At 53.9% G+C, this 20,428-nt stretch carries 17 protein-coding genes; 8 read left to right on the top strand and 9 right to left on the bottom strand.

The genetic code is table 11. The features are described 5' to 3' along the window. Positions 1-176: 176 nt before the first annotated feature. From ntrC to glnA, 4 genes are all read right to left on the bottom strand, one after another. The gene (ntrC, locus tag E9531_RS12085) at positions 177-1,820 is read right to left on the bottom strand and encodes a nitrogen regulation protein NR(I) (RefSeq protein ID WP_136574020.1); all 1,644 of its coding nucleotides are present in this window, start codon (positions 1,818-1,820) and stop codon (positions 177-179) included. A gap of 37 nt (positions 1,821-1,857) precedes the next feature. Further along, positions 1,858-2,925, bottom strand: coding sequence for a nitrogen regulation protein NR(II) (glnL, locus tag E9531_RS12080; protein ID WP_244610094.1), 1,068 nt, complete (start codon positions 2,923-2,925; stop codon positions 1,858-1,860). A gap of 278 nt (positions 2,926-3,203) precedes the next feature. After that, complete coding sequence (locus tag E9531_RS12075; protein WP_136574018.1) at positions 3,204-3,704, bottom strand: hypothetical protein; 501 nt, start codon at positions 3,702-3,704, stop codon at positions 3,204-3,206. A gap of 418 nt (positions 3,705-4,122) precedes the next feature. Next, a complete protein-coding gene (gene glnA, locus E9531_RS12070; RefSeq protein ID WP_136574017.1) occupies positions 4,123-5,538 on the bottom strand; it encodes a type I glutamate--ammonia ligase in 1,416 nt (471 codons plus the stop codon). 611 nt (positions 5,539-6,149) lie between these two features. Between glnA and E9531_RS12065 the strand changes: the two genes are divergently transcribed. Together E9531_RS12065 and E9531_RS12060 are read left to right on the top strand one after the other, a co-directional pair. Further along, positions 6,150-6,683 (top strand): hypothetical protein, encoded by a 534-nt coding sequence (locus tag E9531_RS12065; protein ID WP_136574016.1) that lies wholly within the window; start codon positions 6,150-6,152, stop codon positions 6,681-6,683. Positions 6,684-6,700: 17 nt separating this feature from the next. Further along, the gene (locus tag E9531_RS12060; RefSeq protein WP_136574015.1) at positions 6,701-7,546 is read left to right on the top strand and encodes a DUF4124 domain-containing protein; all 846 of its coding nucleotides are present in this window, start codon (positions 6,701-6,703) and stop codon (positions 7,544-7,546) included. Positions 7,547-7,596: 50 nt separating this feature from the next. Here the strand turns inward: E9531_RS12060 and cyaY are convergent, their stop codons facing one another. Then, entirely contained in the window at positions 7,597-7,923 is a 327-nt protein-coding gene (gene cyaY, locus E9531_RS12055) for an iron donor protein CyaY (RefSeq protein WP_136574014.1), read from the bottom strand. A 12-nt stretch (positions 7,924-7,935) separates the two neighbouring features. On the opposite strand from cyaY, the gene lptM reads away from it, so the two are divergent. Beyond that, entirely contained in the window at positions 7,936-8,133 is a 198-nt protein-coding gene (lptM, locus tag E9531_RS12050; RefSeq protein ID WP_136574013.1) for an LPS translocon maturation chaperone LptM, read from the top strand. A 213-nt stretch (positions 8,134-8,346) separates the two neighbouring features. Then, positions 8,347-9,630, top strand: a complete 1,284-nt coding sequence (gene lysA / locus E9531_RS12045) for a diaminopimelate decarboxylase (protein ID WP_136574012.1) — start codon at positions 8,347-8,349, stop codon at positions 9,628-9,630. A gap of 111 nt (positions 9,631-9,741) precedes the next feature. Here lysA and E9531_RS12040 read toward each other — a convergent pair whose 3' ends face one another. After that, positions 9,742-10,296: an NADPH-dependent FMN reductase gene (locus E9531_RS12040; protein ID WP_136574011.1), complete on the bottom strand. Its 555-nt coding sequence runs from the start codon at positions 10,294-10,296 to the stop codon at positions 9,742-9,744. A gap of 191 nt (positions 10,297-10,487) precedes the next feature. Between E9531_RS12040 and E9531_RS12035 the strand changes: the two genes are divergently transcribed. Together E9531_RS12035 and E9531_RS12030 are read left to right on the top strand one after the other, a co-directional pair. Next, positions 10,488-11,750: a PLP-dependent transferase gene (locus E9531_RS12035; RefSeq protein ID WP_136574010.1), complete on the top strand. Its 1,263-nt coding sequence runs from the start codon at positions 10,488-10,490 to the stop codon at positions 11,748-11,750. A gap of 67 nt (positions 11,751-11,817) precedes the next feature. Then, positions 11,818-12,729 carry an MBL fold metallo-hydrolase gene (locus E9531_RS12030; RefSeq protein WP_136574009.1) on the top strand — a complete coding sequence of 304 codons (912 nt, stop codon included), beginning with the start codon at positions 11,818-11,820 and terminating at the stop codon, positions 12,727-12,729. A 45-nt stretch (positions 12,730-12,774) separates the two neighbouring features. On the opposite strand, the gene E9531_RS12025 is transcribed toward E9531_RS12030, so the two are convergent. From E9531_RS12025 to E9531_RS17930, 3 genes are all read right to left on the bottom strand, one after another. Then, on the bottom strand, positions 12,775-13,572 hold the full coding sequence (locus tag E9531_RS12025; protein WP_136574008.1) for a 3'-5' exonuclease: 798 nt from the start codon (positions 13,570-13,572) through the stop codon (positions 12,775-12,777). A gap of 23 nt (positions 13,573-13,595) precedes the next feature. Further along, entirely contained in the window at positions 13,596-15,554 is a 1,959-nt protein-coding gene (locus tag E9531_RS12020; protein ID WP_136574007.1) for a DUF294 nucleotidyltransferase-like domain-containing protein, read from the bottom strand. Positions 15,555-15,692: 138 nt separating this feature from the next. Continuing rightward, a complete protein-coding gene (locus tag E9531_RS17930; protein WP_280177196.1) occupies positions 15,693-15,815 on the bottom strand; it encodes a hypothetical protein in 123 nt (40 codons plus the stop codon). 46 nt (positions 15,816-15,861) lie between these two features. On the opposite strand from E9531_RS17930, the gene E9531_RS12015 reads away from it, so the two are divergent. Next, a complete protein-coding gene (locus tag E9531_RS12015) occupies positions 15,862-17,127 on the top strand; it encodes an efflux RND transporter periplasmic adaptor subunit (RefSeq protein ID WP_136574006.1) in 1,266 nt (421 codons plus the stop codon). 64 nt (positions 17,128-17,191) lie between these two features. Beyond that, positions 17,192-20,407, top strand: coding sequence for an efflux RND transporter permease subunit (locus tag E9531_RS12010; protein WP_136574005.1), 3,216 nt, complete (start codon positions 17,192-17,194; stop codon positions 20,405-20,407). Positions 20,408-20,428 lie beyond the last annotated feature (21 nt).

The following is a 20,428-nucleotide window of genomic DNA, read 5'->3' as shown; positions in this document are numbered from 1 at the left end:
ATCGGTCAATCAAGAAAGCATTCAACGGCCCACGGTAAGCAGGAACGCCTTACCGCACAGATTAACCGCAATACAGTAGCCTTACGGATTTCGGGCACACAAAAAAATCAGCGTAAGAAAAACCGCGCCAGCCTATGCTCAGCGCGGTTATGAATAGCGTAGCAAACTGCTTGTTGTTAGACGGTGTCGTGCTCACTGCCCGAGCGAGCTCCATCATCAAGATGCAATTCTTGAATTTTCCGGGTGATCGTATTGCGTCCAATACCCAGCCGCTGCGCTGCTTCAATCCGACGGCCGGCTGTGTTGGCCAACGCAGCGCGAATCAAGTGACTTTCAAATTTTTGACTCAGAACATCCCATACGGCACCAGACTGGGTTTCCAGAAGTTTTTGAGCCTCTTTGACCAGACCAACAGTCCAGTCCTCTTGTCCTGCATCTGCCATATGCACGCGTGCAACATCAGGAAAAGCCATTGCTGGCGCAGCTGGCGATGCATGGCTATTGCTTAGAAAACCGCCCCCCATACCGCTTGCCGCACTGGATAACGCAGAAGGCTCGGCATCAAGTTGCGCAGCAGCGGTGTCTTGTATTGCATGCGGAAGGCCGACATGCGCTGCATGGCCTGGCGCATGTGCTGCAGCAACTTTCTCCAAGATTTCAGGTGGCAGGTCATGACTGGAAATGAGCTGCGAAGGCGCCATCACAGTCAACCAATGGCAGGTGTTTTCCAATTGCCGTACGTTGCCGGGAAAAGGAAATTGGCTCAATATTGCCAATGCATCGTTGGAAATGCGCTTGGGTTCGACCCCCAGTTGCTGCGCACTATTTTTCAAAAAATACTTGGTCAATACGGCAATATCTTCTGAACGCTCACGCAACGCGGGCAACCGCACTCGAATCACATTCAAGCGATGGAACAAGTCTTCACGGAACAAGCCTTTCGCAACGCGTTCTTCCAAATTCTGGTGGGTAGCCGCGATTACCCGTACCTTGACTTTGACAGAGCTGTGACCACCAACGCGATAAAACTGACCTTCAGACAACACCCGCAGCAAACGGGTTTGGAGGTCAAAGGGCATATCGCCAATTTCATCAAGAAACAGCGTGCCTCCATCGGCTTGCTCAAAACGACCACGACGCTGAGTTTGCGCGCCCGTGAAAGAGCCGCGCTCATGGCCGAACAACTCGGATTCCAGCAGCTCTTGAGGAATCGCTGCGGTATTGATGGCCACAAAAGGCCCTTGTGCTGCTGGTGAATGCTTGTGCAAAGCACGTGCCACCAGCTCTTTGCCAGTACCAGATTCGCCTGTTACCAAAACGGTGACCAAGCTTTGACTCAAACGCCCAATCATGCGGAAAACATCTTGCATGGCAGGAGCTTGGCCCAAAATCTCTGGCGCGGCCAACTCCCCCTCTCCATTGGCAGGCGTTTTTTCCCCTTCGCTTTCTTGCAATGCACGGCGAATCAACTCAATCGCCTTAGTCACATCAAAGGGTTTTGGCAAATACTCGAAAGCTCCGCGCTGAAATGCAGAAACGGCACTGTCGAGATCGGAATAGGCCGTCATGATGATGATGGCCAATTGCGGGTACTCCGCATGCAGTTTTTCAAGAAGCTGCAAACCCGATCCGCCTGGCATGCGGATGTCACTCACCAGCACTCTAGGCAATGCCTGCCCATCGCTCACAGCTTCTGCCAAGGCTTCCGTTACTTCAGCGGCTTGTGTAAAGCTGCGCGTTGCCAAATTTTCACGCGCCAGCGCTTTTTCCAGCACGAAGCGAATCGAGGGGTCATCATCAACGATCCAGACCGGATCCATACGCGTGTTCCTTTAAATCAAATGTATTTGAGAATAGTTATGGCAAAGGGATGGTGATCACAAAGCTTGTTTTACCAGGAGTACTTTCACACTCAATCATTCCATGGTGTCGCTGTACAAACGTTTGCGCCAAACTCAAACCTAAGCCGGTCCCATCATCTCGCCCAGTCACAAGAGGGTGAAAAATTCTTTCTCGAATTTCTGGAGCCACCCCTGGTCCGTTGTCAATCACATGCAATTCCAGTGCCAGCTTGTGTAACTTTTTCCCAATATGTACCTGCCTAGCAACGCGGGTGCGCAGTTCAATTCGCGCCCTACCTTGGGCAATTTGCGGCCGCAACACCAATGCGGCGTTTTGCACAATATTAAGCAATGCCTGAATTAGCTGATTTCTGTCACCCAACAGATCTGGCAATGAGATATCGTAGTTCTGCTCAATCGTCAGCCCTTTTGGATACTCCATCAATACTAGGGAGCGCACATGCTCACAGACCTCATGGATATTGACGGGCTCAACACTTTGCGGATGCCGATGCGGCTCCAGCAACCGATCAACCAACGCCTGCAGTCGGTCGGCCTCATGCATGATCACCTGTGTGTACTCATGCAGCTCAGGCTCCATGATCTCCATGCCGAGCAACTGGGCGGCCCCCCGAATACCACCGAGTGGATTTTTGACTTCATGCGCCAAATTTCGCAGCAGCATTTTGTTGGTTTCGGCCAATTCCTGCAGTTGTGCGTCCTGGTGGTATTTGGCCTGCTCACTCTGGGGCCACATCTCCAGTAACCACTGGCCATCTTGGTCAATCTTGGTCAAGTTGGCCTGCACTTGCACGATCACTTCTTCATGTCCCAAGCCTTGCAAAGTCGCTTCGAAGCGGAAAATGGACTGTTCTGGTGTTTTGAGGCCCTTTGCAAAGGCCAAATCCAGTGCATCGCTGTCTTGCATGAAATGCCCGAACGGCAAACCAAACAGTTTGCGCCGGGACAAGCCCAGCAACCCTTCTAATGCAGCATTAGCGCTTGTCACACGCTGGTTGCTGTCCAAGGTAACCACCAAGGTCGCCAGTAAATCAAAGTCCGATTGCATACTGCTTTGCATCATGTCGTGCATTCCAACTGCTGTTAAAAACCACTAGCGGCATTCGATTGAAAAACGTTTAACTACCGCCGATTTGGTAGTCTCGTTGCCGGAATCGTTCCAGATTAAGTGCAAAACGCTTGAAAAGTAGTTCGCACTGACCATGCGCTTTGAGCCAAAGCATCCTAACTAGCAATCTTCGTGCACAGGTATAAAAAAACCCGCAGCCATCACTGCGGGTTCAATCCAGAAGTACTCAATAGCCATTCATTAGCGCAATGCAATGCCCTCCATTGCGTCTTTCATCGAAGGCGATTGATTTCGCGCTGAATTCCTTCAATGTCGGCCTCGGCGCGCTCCATATTCGCTTTGATTTCCGCCGTACGTTCCGCATACCCTTGTGGGTTACGCAGCTCCAACGCTGTTCTGACTGGAGTGCCCCCGTTGTATTCTTCCTGCAAAGCCGTTAATCGCTCCTGCGATTTACGCAGCTCGGCCTCAAGAATCGTACGCGCATCAGCATCACGGTCACGTTGTGCTGTATTGGCTACACGTGGCGCTGCCGTTGCCGAGGAGGCTTGCTTCGGTGCCGTACTATTGGCTGGCGCACGCGAGACTGGTGCAGGAGAGGAGCCTTGGATGACCGTGACATTCCCACCCTCAACTGCGCGGCAGCCCTGCCGCTTGGCCGCACCAGTCGCATTGGTGTACTCATTGCCGCATCGGTACACCTTCTCTTGCGCATGGCCAACAGAGGCACACCATGTGGCCAAGAAAAGAATACCAAGACTGATTTTTTTCATGGGTAAACACCTTTCCAACAGGCTAATAAAGCCGCACTGCAAACAACTCACTTTTTGATTGCAATAAACATTGCATCGCATAGAACGCAGACCGCCCCCCCCCCCGAGCGAAGTAAGCAACCACTCCAACAACATGCACAGGCTGATTGGATTGTCTTGCGTTGGTTCAACACTGCGCAAGAAATTTTTAATGGTTGCCGCAACGTCTTATATGGCCGGAACAAGACGAAAACTGATCGCTCGCGGAAAATTCTAAACGACAGTGCACACAATGCTTCGCTATCGCCCCCTCTCATACAGTGACACCATCAAGTATTGAACATGGTTGACACGCGATGCAGTACGAAAGCGCACGCGCAGTTGCGCTCTATACAAAAAGCCACCCCAAAGGGTGGCTTTTTTATCGATACGATGCTGATTACAGTGAGTAATACATCTCGTATTCGATAGGATGCACAGCTTGGCGGAAGCGAGTGACTTCACCCATCTTCAGTTCAATGTATGCATCCAGCATGGAATCAGTGAACACGCCACCTTTGGTCAAGAATGCACGATCTGCATCCAAAGCTTCAAGTGCTTGATCCAAGCTGTGGCAAACGGTTGGGATCAATGCGTCTTCCTCTGGAGGCAGATGGTAGAGATCCTTCGTTGCAGCTTCACCTGGGTGGATTTTGTTTTCCACGCCATCCAAACCAGCCATCAGCAGTGCTGAGAAGCCCAAGTATGGGTTCATCAGTGGATCAGGAAAGCGCGCTTCAATGCGACGTGCTTTCGGATTGGAAACAAACGGCACACGAATCGATGCAGAGCGGTTTTTCGCTGAGTAAGCCAATTTCACTGGTGCTTCGAAACCTGGAACCAAACGCTTGTAGCTGTTAGTGCCTGGGTTTGTGATCGCATTCAACGCGCGAGCATGCTTGATGATGCCGCCAATGTAGTACAGCGCAAACTCAGACAGGCCCGCATAGCCGTCGCCAGCAAACAGGTTTTTCCCATCTTTCCAGACAGATTGGTGCACGTGCATACCGGAGCCATTGTCACCGACCAGTGGTTTAGGCATGAACGTGGCTGTTTTGCCATACATATTGGCTACGTTTTGCACCACATACTTCAAGGTCTGAGTCCAGTCGGCACGTTTGACCAAGGTGCTGAACTGTGTACCGATTTCGTTTTGACCTGCTCCTGCCACTTCGTGGTGGAACACTTCAACAGGGATGCCCAAGGATTCAAGCACCAAAGACATTTCAGCGCGCATGTCTTGCGTGCTGTCCACTGGAGGAACTGGGAAATAGCCGCCTTTGACAGTGGGGCGATGGCCGCGGTTGCCGCCTTCAAGTTTGGCACCAGAATTCCAAGGTGCTTCATACTCTTCCACTTCAAAGAAGGTCTTGCCCATGGAGTTTTCCCAGCGCACGCCATCAAAGATGAAGAATTCTGGTTCAGGACCGAAGTAAGCTGTATCGCCCAAGCCAGAGGCCTTCAAATAAGCTTCTGCACGACGAGCAATGGAGCGAGGATCGCGCTCATAGTTTGTCCCGTCAGCTGGATCAACCACATCACAAGTCAAGAGCAGAGTTGGCTCTTGAAAGAAAGGATCGATATTGGCTGTATCAGGATCAGGAATCAGCAGCATGTCGGATGCTTCAATTCCTTTCCAACCGGCAATGGAAGAACCATCGAACGCTTGGCCGCTTTGAAACTTGTCTTCATCAAAAGCTGAAATTGGAACAGTGACGTGTTGCTCCTTGCCGCGTGTATCGGTGAAACGGAAGTCAACAAATTTGACTTCGTTTTCTTTGATAAGGGCCATCACGTCATCTACGGTCTTTGCCATTGGGCACTCCTGCTAAGGGTTAGTGTGAGGTTATTCGTACCTTGAGTTTTAAGCAAAACATGTGCCACACTTTTTCATTCGCACAATGCGCCTATGAAATGCAGTCGCACAAGTTGCGCACATCATAAGCGAGGCAGTCTGCGCTATTTGCTTCAAAGCGTAGTCGCCACATAAATGCACCAAAACTGAATGCGCACAGAAATAGTGCATATTTAAATGCACCAATATGGTTCGCAAGCAAAGGCAAGCACATCACGTCGAATCGCGATAACGTCAAGGTATCAGTCGCTTCGCGTTGCACTCACCAAATTTGATTGGTAATCAGCAAAACTGCGGGATCGGCGCTTAATGAACACTGCTGCAGTCAACCCAATGGCCATCGCAATCGTTCATTTCAATGCAGACTTGACGATAGCAACACCAAGACGCAGCCCCATTCAAGGGCGCGGCAACATGCAAGGTATTGCACAACATTGGCCCATGCTGTACGTTGATTGCCACTCTTGCCTGCTTGAAAAGCCTTGCGCAAAATCAGCCAATTCTGTTGAGTGTGATAGGTAGACACATTCACCTTTCTCCATACGTCCAGCAATCATTGACAAGGATTTTTTATGACTCGCATTGCTCCCCGTCTCGCCTGCTGGCTTTTGGCTGGTGGTGGTGCTTTGCTGGCTAGCGGTTGCGCGGTGTATGACACTGGCTATTACGGCGACGCCAGTTACGGATACCCCAACTATGGCGCCTACCCTAGCGTGCAAAGCGGCACGGTCTATGTACCATCAGCGCCTGCAACGGTGTATTACTACCAAAACGATGTGTACTATCCGCGCCAGCCTGCTTATTACGGCCCAGACTACCCAGTGTACCCAGCCGGGCCGCGCCCGCATTACTCGCCAGGCTATCTTCCAAGACCGCCCGCTAACTATGCTCCGCGCCCACCGCAATACAGCGACGGATCGCAGGGGCACCATGGGCGTCGCCCACCTGTGCGGCCGCAGCAGCCCCAACCACCTCGGCTAGACCGACCATTTCAGAGCGCACCATCAACGCAACAGCCCAATGGCAACAATCGCCCATGGCTTACGCCAAGTGGCCCTAGCTCAACAGGGGTGACTATTCGCACGGGACCTCTTCCTGCGCAATAAACCAGAAAGGTGCCACCATGCATTCCGCAATGCGGCTCTTACCCAGCGCACGACGTCCCTTAGTCCATCAAATTCTGATCACGGGCGCTGTGCTTGCACTATGTTTACCCTTTACGCAAGCCAACGCGCAAGTCCATCGCTGTACGAACACGGATGGCGCAACGGTCTACACCGATGCCGCATGCCCTGCTGGGTTCCAGGCCGTGGAGATTGAGGCGGCCAAATCACCCGAAGAAGTGGCTGCAGACAAACAGCGCGCAGAAGATGCTCGGCAACTCCAAGCCCAACAGCGCCTCCAATGGCAAGAAGAACGCAGACTCAAGGCAGAAACCGATGCGCTAGAAGCGTCCGCCAAAGCGAGCGCAGCCGCCGAAGCAGCCTCGCGCGCTCAGGCCTTCAACTACGCTGAAACGGCAGCATGTCGCGAAGCCATGCGACAGCTCGATCGAGTTCGGACAATCAATGGAAGCTTCAGTAGCAACGACCTCAATCGCCAGTACGAAGCACAGGATGCGGCTGATCGCGCATGCTTAAGCCCACAAGATTACGCCAACCTGCAACGCGATCGAAATACGCGCCCTACCACCACTATTGTGGTTGTGCCGCCGGTTTATCCGCAACAAGGCCAACTTGCACGGCCTAGCACAGGTAACCCAACTTCGCTACTGCCCCACACCCCATCTGCACCACCAGAAGTGCGCCCTAGGCCACCACACAGGCCTGACCGCCCCCCTCATGTGAAGCCCAATCCACCAGAAAAACCAGTTGAGGTGACACCCAAACCTGCTGCATCGAGCGCGGTGAGTGTTACCCCCGTGAAACGCGCCACGCCACACATCACATCAGACACCGAACGCAAGTAAGCAGGAGAACGCAGTTCGAAGTTGAATGCTGTGCAGTCACCCCTGGTGGGTCAAGAGAAACTCAATGCTTCACCAGCTTGCTCTGAGGCGAACTGATTGAGCATGGAAATAAACTCCCCTTCGCCCTTAGTGTCTTGCCACACTTGCCCATCAAATTTGAAATGAAAGCCACCGGCCTTTGCGGCCAGCCATATTTCATGCAGAGGTTTTTGCTGGTTCACCACAATCTGCGTGCGATTGGGGAAAATAATGGTCACCATACCGCCCACGCGTTGGGCGTCCAGATCCACATCGGTTTCTTCAGTGATTCGATCACATGCCTGCTCAATTTGCAGTAACAAAGCATCAGCGTGGTCGGCGTATTCCAAGTCTGTCATTACAATTCCATCATGCTCAAAACTGTCAAAATTGTAATCCGCGCAGCAAAACCTATTGGGCTCGCTGTTTTAGTCGCATCAGCCTTGGCAGGCTGCGGCCAAACCGGGCCACTGTATTTGCCCAACGAGCAAAATCCTAATGTCCCCGCTCCTGATGCCTCTGCCAATGAAAATGGAGTTTTGACGACCAACACTGGGGCAGCGCAATAAGCATTGCTCTGCCGGCTTTATTGTCCTTAAAGCCTGTCTGTTGGCAGATTCCGAGCAACAAGCCATACTACGTCACTCCATGCACTTCATGTGTTGAAGTCTTGGCGACCAAATGAATTCAAGCAGCTCTGCTGCCTTTATTGAGCCCGTCTGGACGAGCGCGTCGTCCATCAGTATCTATTCTCTCCGTCCCCTCTCATTCCATTCCTATCCATGTCTTCGCAATCCGCTCTTCCTGGCTCTCCATTTTTTCACTTTAAAAATGGGCAATTGCATGCTGAACATGTCAGCGTAGACGCTCTGGCCAAAGAGCATGGCACCCCACTGTTTGTGTATTCGCAAGCCGCATTGGCTGCCGCATTGACGGCATACCAAGACGGATTCAAAGGCCGTCATGTCTCGATCCACTATGCGGTCAAGGCCAATTCGAACTTGTCGATTTTGCGTTTTTTTGCTCAACATGGATGTGGTTTTGACATCGTGTCCGCAGGGGAACTAGAGCGCGCATTGGTAGCAGGTGCGGCGCCTGAAACCATCGTATTTTCAGGCGTAGGAAAAACGCGCCAAGAAATGCAGTTGGCTCTGCAAAAGCGCATTGGCTGCTTCAACATTGAAAGTGAGGCCGAGCTGGAGGTGCTCAACAGCGTAGCCCAAGGACTCAACGTGCGCGCCCCGATCAGCCTGCGCGTCAATCCCGATGTCGATGCACAAACCCATCCTTATATTTCGACCGGGCTCAAGAGCAATAAATTCGGCATCGCGCATGAACGTGCGCTCACAGTGTTCAAACATGCTGCAGCATTGCCTCATATTGAGGTCAAAGGCATTGATTGCCATATCGGCTCACAAATTACCACTGAAGCGCCTTACCTTGATGCTCTGGATCGCCTGCTCGATTTGGTCGAAGCCGTTGAAGCTTGTGGTATTGCTTTGTCGCACATTGATTGCGGCGGCGGTTTAGGCATTCAATACCAAAACGAGAAGCCACCAGTGGCAAGCGATTTGTGGGCCAAGATGTTTGCCCGTGCAGATGCTCGTGGATACGGGCAGCGCCACTTTATGATTGAACCAGGTCGCTCGCTCGTGGGCAACGCGGGGATTTGCTTGACGGAAGTGTTGTATTTAAAGCCCGGCGAAGAAAAGCACTTCTGCATTGTGGATGCAGCCATGAACGACCTGCCACGCCCGGCCATGTACCAGGCCTACCACACCATCACCGGAGTCCAGGAAACAGCCACGCACAACCCTGATACGGCCCCGCTCTACGATGTAGTGGGCCCCGTCTGTGAAAGCGGTGACTGGCTAGGGCGAGATCGCCATCTCCATGTGCAACAAGGTGATTTATTGGCCGTCTACTCAGCTGGCGCTTACTCTATGAGCATGGCCAGCAACTACAACACGCGTCCAAGGGCGGCAGAAATCCTTGTGGACGGCACTAATGCCCGGGTCATTCGCCAACGCGACAGCCTTCAACAAATGTTGCAAGCCGAACAGTAAGCATCGAGCTTCAGCATATCTACTAAAAGCCGCGCCATCCTTATTGGATGGCGCGGCTTTTCATGCATCAGAACTGAACGTCCGTTCGCCAGAACCGATGACGCACGCTGGTCATGCTTTCGCGGCGTTAGTCTCCACCCACGCCAAAAATTTATTGAGCCAGCCTTGCAAATACGCATGGCTTTTCTCGCCAATCGTGCCCTGTTCGGTCACGAGCCCTTCTGTGAACTGAACAAACGCATCAGGACCTTGCATCAAGATCGTTCCTTGTGCAGACAAAATAGCACGCAAATGGTTTTGAGCCAGTGCAGTGGCCACACCACCAGGCGATGTGCCGATAATGGCGCCAACCTTGTTGTTCCAAGTGTTGTCACCGTAAGGGCGAGAGGCGTGGTCAATAACGTTTTTCAATGCAGCAGGAATGGAGCGGTTGTACTCTGGCGTAACCACCAACACACCATCCGCTGCTTGAATTTGTGCCTTGACACGTTTGACTGATGCGGCCTGGTTGGCGTCGTCATCGTAGTTGTACAGCGGCAAGTCGCCGATCTCTACAAACTCAAACGCAACATCGGCAGGCGCTAGCTTAATCAAGGCTTGCGCGAAGCGGCGGTTGATGGATTTCACACTCAAACTCCCCACGATCACTGCAATTGTCTTGCTCATACGCGATTCCTTATGTTGAAAGTAAACATGTTGTACTCATCGGGTAGCCTTCACAGGCATCTTGTCCGCATACACCCGATTTAATTGAACAACTCCCGTTGCAGCGCCCTCGCAATTTGCTATGGTGTTAGCCTGCAGGCAACGCTGAACCGGCGTGCCAATCAGTGTATTCCTATCTTTAGCCTCCTGCCATGGATGAATCTTCAAAACCACTGCGCCCCAGCCGCTCCCCATCAACCCAGTTGATCCATCACCCCTATACCCCGCCAGAAGGGTTTGCGTCGCCAGCAACGCCAGTGGCTAAAGGCTCGACCATCTTTTTCCCCTCCATGGAAGCAGTACGCCAACGGGACTGGGCCTTTAAAACCACCTATACCTATGGTCTGCATGGCACACCAACCAGCTTTGTTTTAGAAGAGCGATTGGCGGCCCTAGAAGGGGCCAAGCATTGCATTCTGGCGCCTAGTGGGCTGGCTGCCCTGAATATGGTGAACTTGGCGCTACTCAAACCGGGCGGACGAGTATTGCTACCAGACAACGTGTATGGCCCTAACAAGTACTTTGCCGAGCATTTTTTACAGTCCTATGGCATAGAGCATGCGGTTTATGACCCCTTGGATGCACAAGATTTAGCACAAAAACTCACGCCCAATACCCAGCTCGTATGGCTTGAAGCAGCAGGGTCTGTGACACTAGAGTTCCCTGATCTGCAAGGTTTGATTCGTGTTTGTAATCAAGCCAAGGTGCCTTGTGCACTTGACAATACTTGGGGGGCTGGATTGGCATTTTCTCCATTTGACTTGCGCGACCAAGATGGATGCGCGCTGCAATTGGATATCAGCGTTCACGCACTGACCAAATACCCTAGTGGAGGAGGCGACGTCCTGATGGGCAGCGTATGCACCCAAAATCCCGAACTGCACAAAACACTCAAACGCTGCCACATGCAACTGGGCTTTGGCGTTGGGATGAATGACGTAGAAGCTATTTTGCGTGCGCTGCCCAGCATTGAACTGCGCTACACCGCGCAAGACCGCAGTGCGCAGCAGTTGGCACGTTTCCTGGCGCAACACCCTGCAGTGGCACAAGTGCGCCACCCTGCTCTGCCCTGCAGCCCTGGCCATGTGTATTGGCAACGTTTGTGTGGCCACAAGCCGCACAGCCAGGCAGCAGGCCTTGTCTCATTTTTTCCGCATGCCAGTTGGAGCGACGCGCAAGTCGATGCCTTTTGCGAAGCCTTGCAATGGTTCAAAATCGGCTACAGCTGGGGCGGCCCGGTCAGTCTGGTGATGGCCTATGATTTGCGCGGAGACCGTGATTTGGCCGTCAGCATGGAAAGTGCGCCTTCAAAACGTCTGCTGCGGCTTTGCATTGGCCTCGAAAATCCAGATGACTTGCAAGCAGACCTGGCCCAAGCGCTAGAGACCATTCATCGCCAAGCAAATGCGTCCTAGTTTGGCTGTACAAGCATTAAAACCATAACACCGCCTTGGGCACATCACATTCACCCTGGAGCCCGCTATGCAAGCGAACCTGACTGTGTTTGAGAGGGGATGGCTATCCTCTAACTGCGTTTTATTGCAAGGCCGCTATGGCAATGCTTTGGTAGACACGGGCTACGCCACCCACGCGCAACAAACGGTTGATTTGGTTGCGCACGCATTGGCAGGCGCCCCCTTACAGCACGTCATCAATACCCATCTGCACAGCGACCATTGTGGCGGCAATGCCGCTTTGCAGCAGCACTGGGCAACGCTGCAAACATGGGTACCCAACGGGTGCTTGCCACTGGTACAAGCGTGGGATGAAGACAAACTCAGTTTTCATGCTACTGGCCAGCAATGCCCACGATTTGAAGCTACAGGAGCGCTGCGCATTGGCGATGTCCGTCCATTGGGGGATGCACACTGGCAAGTGCATGGCGCAGCTGGCCATGACCCTGACATGGTCATTTTGTTTGAGCCGCAGTCAGCTACGCTGATCTCTGCAGATGCCTTGTGGGAAAACGGCTTTGGCGTGATTTTCCCTGAAATTGAAGGCATTGAGGCCTTCGACGTAATGGCCAAAACGTTGGACACCATCGAGCAACTCAAACCGCGGCACATTATTCCTGGTCATGGCAAGCCTTTTGACGACACAGCTGCAGCCCTCAAAGCAGCACGTTCTCGCCTAGAGCAGTTTGCCAATCACCCCGTCAAACATGCACACTATGCAGCTAAAGTGCTGGTCAAATTCAAGCTGTTGGAGTGGCAGCACATTTCACGCCAAGCCTTACACCAATGGGGGCTGGTCACCCCTTATCTAGAGCGCTTGCGCCACCTGATGGGCCAAAGCACCATGCCCATGACCGATTGGCTCGACCAATTGACCCTGCAACTGGTTGCCAGCGGCGCGGCCAGCATCTCTGCTGATGGCCACATTGCCAACCAGTAAGCCAGCACCGTCTACCCCAACGCCACGCGCACTCAAAACACGTTCTTACAGACCTATAGGCACTTTGGCTTTCTGGTATTTTGCTGCCATGGCATGCCATTGCGTCCACGTCTCGATGCCTTGCCGCTGTGCCTGATGCATGGCGATTAAAGCCAGCTCTGCTGTAGCCATCGCATCGGCCACAGCGTTGTGTCGTTGTGAGTGGGTCAATCCCAACCGCTGCAACCATGCATCTAAATCAGCGCCCGCACTTTGGTACTGAGGAAACAATGCAGGCATCGCATGCGCCAAGTCATACACGGGCAAGCGTTTGGCCCAATCTTCAGTTTTGAGCCGCGGTGCGTCAAACCACAACGTCAAAGCTTTATGGAGCAAAGCTTGGTCAAACCAAGCATGCCAAGCCAGCCATACAGCCCCCTGCCCCCATTCCAGCAAGTCCATCAGCACCAACCGCGGGTCATCGCCTGCGGCCAAGTCTTGCTGCGTCAGCCCATGAAAGAGTTGGCTTACGCCCGTCAATGGAATCTGCACATTCATGACGCGCTCAAAGCTGCAGCCTAAATCAATTCCCTGGCGCACGATTCGCACGCCACCAATCGAGAGAATGGCATCTTTTTCATGATTCAAGCCTGTGGACTCCACATCCACCACGACCACGGTTTGTGTTGAAAGACGTGATTCGTCTTCTGAAACAAGCGTTGCGGTTTGCATGCGACTTAGCCACGCCTGCATGCGCTCATCGATACGGTGCTGCTGCGCCTGAGCCAGTGCCGGTTGAGCCTGATTTGCCGCACGCGCTAAACCCGCTTGTGGTTTAAACCATTGTTGAAAACGTGCCCACATGGGTAATCCTTAGGATGGTCATCTCACAACTGGTAGCGCACACGCAAATGCTGCTGAAGGCGCTCAGCCTCTAGCAAGACGCCGCGCAGCACTCGCTGATCCAAAGTGTTGAGACTGCTCAAAGGCAATGCATTATCCAGAGGTATACCTTCTTGTAACTGCGCTTGGTGGTGAGCCAAGCGCAATTGCTGCAAATAGCTGAAGGCATGTTCGTAGGCCTGCGCCCGCTGCGGCTCCAGCACACCAATTTCTACCAATCGCCGCAAGCGCAGCACCGTGCTGGCCACGTCAATGCCATGCGCCAAAGCCAGTATACGAATGGCATCCACAAACAAGGCCAACGCCTGCGTCTTGAGGTCCAGGCGTGCTTCTGACTTGCCCAGCGCATGCGCCAGTTTGTGCGTCCACTGGCTCCATTGGCTGGTTCCTGCGGGTTCACGCTGAAGTGCCAAATCGGCCATCAGGCGCTGAAATGCACTATCGTGCTGCAAAATTTCAATGGTTTGCCTGCGCATCTGAGAAAAGCCCGCATCAGCGCCCCACACCAATCGTGCATCCAAAAAAATCACCGCATGCAATAAGTCTTGCGGACTACCGCTGCGCATCATGCGTGCCATGAAACTCGCCCATTGAAAGTCTGCCAAACACAGGTCAGGATTGCTGGCCATGACATTGCCTTTGCACCAAGCTAAGCCACAGGCGTCCAGACCTTGATTAATCGCCTGCGCCAGAGGCAGCAACCGTGCTTGAAAGACGCGCGCCTGGGCTTGATCTTGTGCCTGAAAAATCAGCCCGTTATCTTGGTCAGTCAGCAAGGTTTGCTCGCCGCGCGCTTCACTGCCAAAGGCAATCCAACCAAACTCAATGCCTGGGTCGCCATATTTGTGAAGCATCAACTCAATCACGCGTTCAACCGTATGGTCGTTGAGCTGCGTCACCAGCCGCAACACCTGTTCAGCGCTGCCCCCTTGTGCAAGCATATCAGCGACGAGTTTGGTGATACTGCCCCGTACCAAGGCCAGATCCTCGACCGAAGAGGCTCTACGAATCAAACGTGCCAACTGCACCACATCCACACGCTGCAATGCCAGTAAATCGCGTTCAGAGACCACCCCTTTAAATCGGCCATGCTCATCCAATACGCACACATGCCCAAAGTGGTGCTGCGTCATGAGGATGGTCGCATCAAATGCGGTTGCACTGCTCGCCAACGCTTTCGGGTCAGCGGCCATTACATCGGCAATAGGAATTGCCAAATCGGCGCCAGGCTCAGCCACTAGGGCTCGTAAATCGCGCAAAGTGAAAATGCCCAGCAAATGGGATTGGGCATCCACCACACCGATGCTGGTGCTGTGGCATTCCTCCATACAAGCCACGGCATCACGCACCGTTGTCTGCGCGGCGCATGCAACGGGGTGTGGCCCAAGCAGTTGCGCCAAAGGCGTTGCCAACAGCGAAGCGCCGCTGAAACTTTGGGCCGCCTGCGCTTGCATCTGCAAGCCGATTCGCCCAAGTAGCCCGCTGAGCCCTTGTAAGGCAAACTGCCGAAACGCTACCGAGCGCTCCAGCAATCTGGCGAAATCTGCCTGCGGCAATTGGAGACAAAAGCTGTCTTGTTGCGCCGTGTAGGTTCTGCGCGAGGCGCGCTCAGCCAGAAGCGCACCATACGGGAAGCCATCACCGGGGTGTATGTGAACAGCCACATCGTCTGCCTCTGGCATTTCTGGCCGAGGCTCCCGCTTGCCAACGATCGCGCCTTGCCTCAGTACATAACAATGTGCGACGGGGCCATCATCAGGGCCCAGTACTATCTGCCCCTGTGCAAAAAATACCAAACGACTGCTATGCAGTAACTCCAGAACATGGCTTTGTGCCATCGCATCAAACGGCGGGTACTGCCGCAAAAAAGCGAGCAAAGCCTGAACGTTTTGCGTCACCGCTAACTTTGCTTGCCTCGCATGTGCTGTGTCTTTCTTGCTCATGTGTGCCCTTTATTTTTTGAATACGCCTCCCTGACAGCGCTGCAACGCCAGTGTGCGTGCTCCATGCCATCATGTAAAGCCAAGGTAAATACCTTGTTTCATCGCCTTTCTCGTGACAAAGAAAATTGATAATCGTTATCATCCGGTCTGTTTGAAAATACCTTGGTTGTACTGCTCGCCGTAGTAGCCAATACGCCCCCCTCCCATCTGTTTCAGCACAACCTCAACACCTACGTGTTGCTTGCCGCTATGAACTTGCATAAAAGCAAAATTAGCGAATGTGTACTGATTCTTGCCACTGCTTTGTATGCCTGCCGCTCCTGACCACTCTTTGCCCGAAACAGCCCCTGCAGCACCGCCCACGCCAACGTCGATCAGCACCGCACGCTTGCTTGCTTGGCTACTGGTGGTTGGCCTCTTTCTGGCAGCGTTGTGGTTTTTCTTGCTGCGCAACACCCAGCCAGAGCCCCCTAAAGGACCCAACCAATGGGCCGCGCCAGTTGCAGTGCGGGTAGCTCCCGTCACACGACACGATTTCACGGTGCAAGCCCAATCCATTGGCACGGTTACCCCATTTAACGCGGTTACAGTGCGCAGCCGCGTTGCCGGCACCTTGTTGAAAGTCCATGTCACCGAAGGTCAATCCATCAAAACAGGCCAATTGCTGGCAGAAATTGATTCCAAGCCCTATGAAGTCGCATTGGCACAGGCTCGTGGACAACAGCGGCAAAACCAGGCCCAACTGAAGAATGCCCGCAGCGAACTGGCACGCTACCGCCAATTGTTTGAACAGGACTCTATTGCGCGATTGCAACTGGAGCGGCAAGAAGCCTTGGTGCAGCAACTGGAGGGCACTCAACTGGCCGACCAAGCCCAAGTCGACGAAGCGCAGCTGCAGCTGTCCTACACGCGCATCACGGCTCCCATCAGTGGACAAGTCGGTATGCGCCGCGTAGATGCAGGCAACCTGATTGCCGCCAACGAAGCCGATGGTTTATTCACGATTGTGCAAACCCAGCCGATTCATGTGCTGTTCACCGTTCCAGAATCGCAAGTCGCGGCGGTGCGCGCGGCACAGCGCGGACCAAAGGAAGGGGCTACTGTGCAGGCCTGGGACCGCGACAACCGCCAATTGCTGGCGACTGGCGCATTGGATTCAATCGACAACCAAATCGATATCACCACGGGTACCTTGCGTATCAAGGCGCAATTTGGCAATACCGATGACGTTCTCTTTCCCAATCAGTTCGTCAATATTCGTCTCACACTGTCCACATTGAACGAGGCAACAACCATACCTTCAGATGCCATTCAGCATGGATCACAAGGCAGTTATGTGTATGTCGTCGATAACGGTAAATCCCATGTACGGGTGCTTGAACTTGGCCCAAGCAGCGGCGGTCGCACCGTAGTACTCAAAGGCTTGGAGGGCAGCTCCAGCGTGGTGCTTGAAGGCTTGGACCGATTACGCGAAGGCCGGTCAGTCATCGTGGTTGACGAGAGCCAGAGCTCGACGCTTGATGCAGCGACCGAAGCCGCATCTACTCCCGCAGCACTCTCTACCAACCGCTAACCGCAGCCACAACCACATAGGCCTATTGCCTCATCTTTTCACTGCCCTTGCCAGTTGAGCCCTCATGAATCTCTCGCGCCCGTTCATCCTTCGCCCTGTTGCCACATCGTTGCTGATGCTGGCTATTTTGATGGCGGGCCTGATGGCTTGGCGACAACTGCCGGTTGCAGCATTACCACAGGTGGACTACCCGGTCATTCAGGTCTACACGTTCTATCCCGGTGCCAGCCCTGATGTCACGGCCCGCACCATCACCGCCCCGCTAGAGCGCACACTCGGGCAAATCCCGGGCCTGCAACACATGTCATCGACCAGCTCTGCGGGGGCATCGGTACTGACATTGCGCTTTGCCTTGGACATTGACATGGGCGTGGCAGAGCAAGAAGTGCAGGCAGCCATAAACACCGCCTCCAACAACTTGCCCAGCGACTTGCCTGCACCGCCTATTTACCGCAAAGTCAACCCTGCCGATACACCCATTCTGACGCTGGCCATCCGCTCTGACACCTTGCCTCTGCCTTCTGTGGTGGACATGGTTGAGACCCGTATGGCACAAAAAATCGCCCGACTGCCCGGTGTGGGGATGGTCAGCCTGGCCGGCGGGCAACGCCCTGCCATTCGCATCAAAGCCAATGCGGGTGCATTGGCCAACCATGGTTTGACCATGGAGGAAGTGCGCACAGCCATTGTCGCGGCCAACGTCAACCAGCCCAAAGGCAGCTTTGACGGTGCAACCCGCTCAACCATGCTTGATGCCAATGACCAGATTCGCACGGTGCAGGAATATGAGCAACTGATTGTGGCTTGGCGCGATGGCGCGCCACTGCGCCTCAAAGAGGTGGCCAGTATTGAACAAGGCGCTGAAGACCCGTTCTTGGCTGCTTGGGCTGGCAGCAAATGTGTCGCTAGCCCAGTTCAACTCAGCGATGGCCAAGGCCAACCGCAGACACTGCCCGTACAAACACCAAAAACGAGTTCAGACAGCAGTGCGTCCTGCCAAGTTCAGCCTGCTGTGCTGATCAATGTCCAGCGCCAACCGGGTGCGAATGTGATTGCCGTAGCCGATAGCGTACGAGCCATGCTGCCTGAATTGACGGCCACCATGCCCGCCAGTGTGGAGATACAAGTCCTGACCGACCGTACCGAGAGCATCCGTGCATCGGTTCGCGGCGTACAAATCGAATTGGTGTTCGCTATTGCGCTGGTCGTACTGGTCACCTTTGTATTTCTGCGCACGCCATCAGCCACCATTATTCCAAGCATTGCGGTGCCGCTGTCGTTAGTGGGAACGTTCGCCGTCATGGCCTGGCTGGGCTACTCTCTGAACAACCTCAGTTTGATGGCACTGACCATTGCAACAGGTTTTGTCGTGGATGACGCCATTGTGATGCTGGAGAACATTGCCCGCCACCGTGAAATGGGTGAGCAGCCTCTACAGGCCGCCCTCAAAGGCGCACAGGAAATCGGCTTCACGCTTGTCTCACTCACGGTGTCACTGGTGGCCGTCTTGATTCCCCTGTTGTTCATGGGCGATGTGGTTGGACGGTTGTTTCATGAATTCGCCGTAACCCTTGCTGTGGCCATTGGTATCTCATTGGTCGTCTCGCTCACGCTCACCCCCATGATGGCTGCGCGCATGCTCAAAGCCCCTGCCAGCAGCGTACAGCATGACCAGCACCAGCAAGGCGATTGGCTAGACGGCACGATTGCCCGCTACGACCGTTTATTGCAATGGGTACTGGCACGCCAGCCATGGGCCATTGCCGCCATGCTGGCCACCTTGGTGGCTACAGCAGCGTTATATGTGGCCGTGCCCAAAGGTTTCTTCCCCGTGCAAGACAGTGGCGTGATCCAAGTCGTGACAGAGGCACCGCAAAACATCTCCTTTGCGGCCATGGCGCAGCGCCAGCAAGCGCTGGCAAATGTGTTGTTAAACGATACCGATATCGCCAGCTTGTCTTCTCATATCGGGGTCGACGGCAACAACGCCAGCCTCAGCAATGGCCGTATGCTGCTGAACCTAACTGCCCATGGCAGCCGCAGCAGCAGCCATGACGTGATCGAACGCCTGAGGGACAAGGCCGCTGCGGTTGAAGGGATCACTGCATGGTTTCAGCCTGTGCAAGAGTTGAGCCTGGAAGACCGCATCAGTGGCACACAATACCAAGCGAGCCTCAGTACACCAGACCAGGCCACGTTACAGGAATGGAATGACCGCCTACTGGCCTATTTGCGCGAACAACCTGCCTTTCGTGACGTGGCCAGCAGCCTGCAAAGCGCCGGTCAACAAGCATGGCTAGACATTGACCGCGATGCCGCAGCGCGCTTAGGCGTTCAAGTAGGCGATATTGCAACGGCACTGCAAAATGCATTTGGTCAGCGCCAGATCAGCAGCCTGTTTACCCATGCCAGCCAATACCGCATCGTGTTAGAGGCTGACACCGATGCCGCAACCGCAGGGGCCCCCAATGATGTGCTGCAGGTGCTCGGCAACTTGTACGTAGCCTCCAGCATCGGGCTCGATGGGACTGCGCAACCTGTGCCACTGGCATCCGTTGTGCGTATGGAGCAGCGCAAAGCTCCCTTGACTATTGAACAACAAGGGCAATTTCCTGCTGCAACGCTGTCATTCAATTTAGCGCCAGGCTACTCACTTGGCCAAGCCGTCGCAGCACTGGAACAAGCTCCAGTAACCATGGCCATGCCCGCCTCCGTTGAATTGCAGTTGCAAGGCGCAACACAAGCATTTCGCGCCTCATTGGCCAACACCTTATGGCTGGTTTTTGCTGCCGTGGTCGTGATGTACCTGGTGCTGGGAATGCTCTATGAAAGTGCCATTCACCCCATCACCATTCTCTCGACCCTGCCTTCTGCCACTGTGGGTGCGCTGTTGGCCTTATTCATTGCGCAACGGCCATTGGACTTGATTGCTGTCATCGGCATCGTGCTGCTGATTGGGTTAGTCAAGAAAAACGGCATCATGATGGTTGACTTCGCGCTGCAGGCCCAGCGGCATCAGGGCTTAACCCCACAGCAAGCCATCCACCGGGCAGCGCTATTGCGGTTTCGCCCCATCTTGATGACCACCTTGGCCGCATTGTTCGGTGCTATTCCTTTGATGCTGGCCAGTGGCTCTGGAGCCGAGTTGCGTCAACCCCTTGGCATCGTGATGGTGGGCGGCTTGATCATGAGCCAATTGCTCACCCTCTTTACCACGCCAGTGGTGTACCTGCTGTTTGACCGTTTAGGGCAACGCCCATCTTTGCAGCCCTCTGTCTGATAGTTGATCTTGTGGGCATGC

Origin of the sequence: Lampropedia puyangensis (genome assembly GCF_004833285.1) — a bacterium.
GTDB lineage: Bacteria > Pseudomonadota > Gammaproteobacteria > Burkholderiales > Burkholderiaceae_C > Lampropedia > Lampropedia puyangensis.
This window is presented reverse-complemented; position numbering and strand designations above follow the sequence as displayed.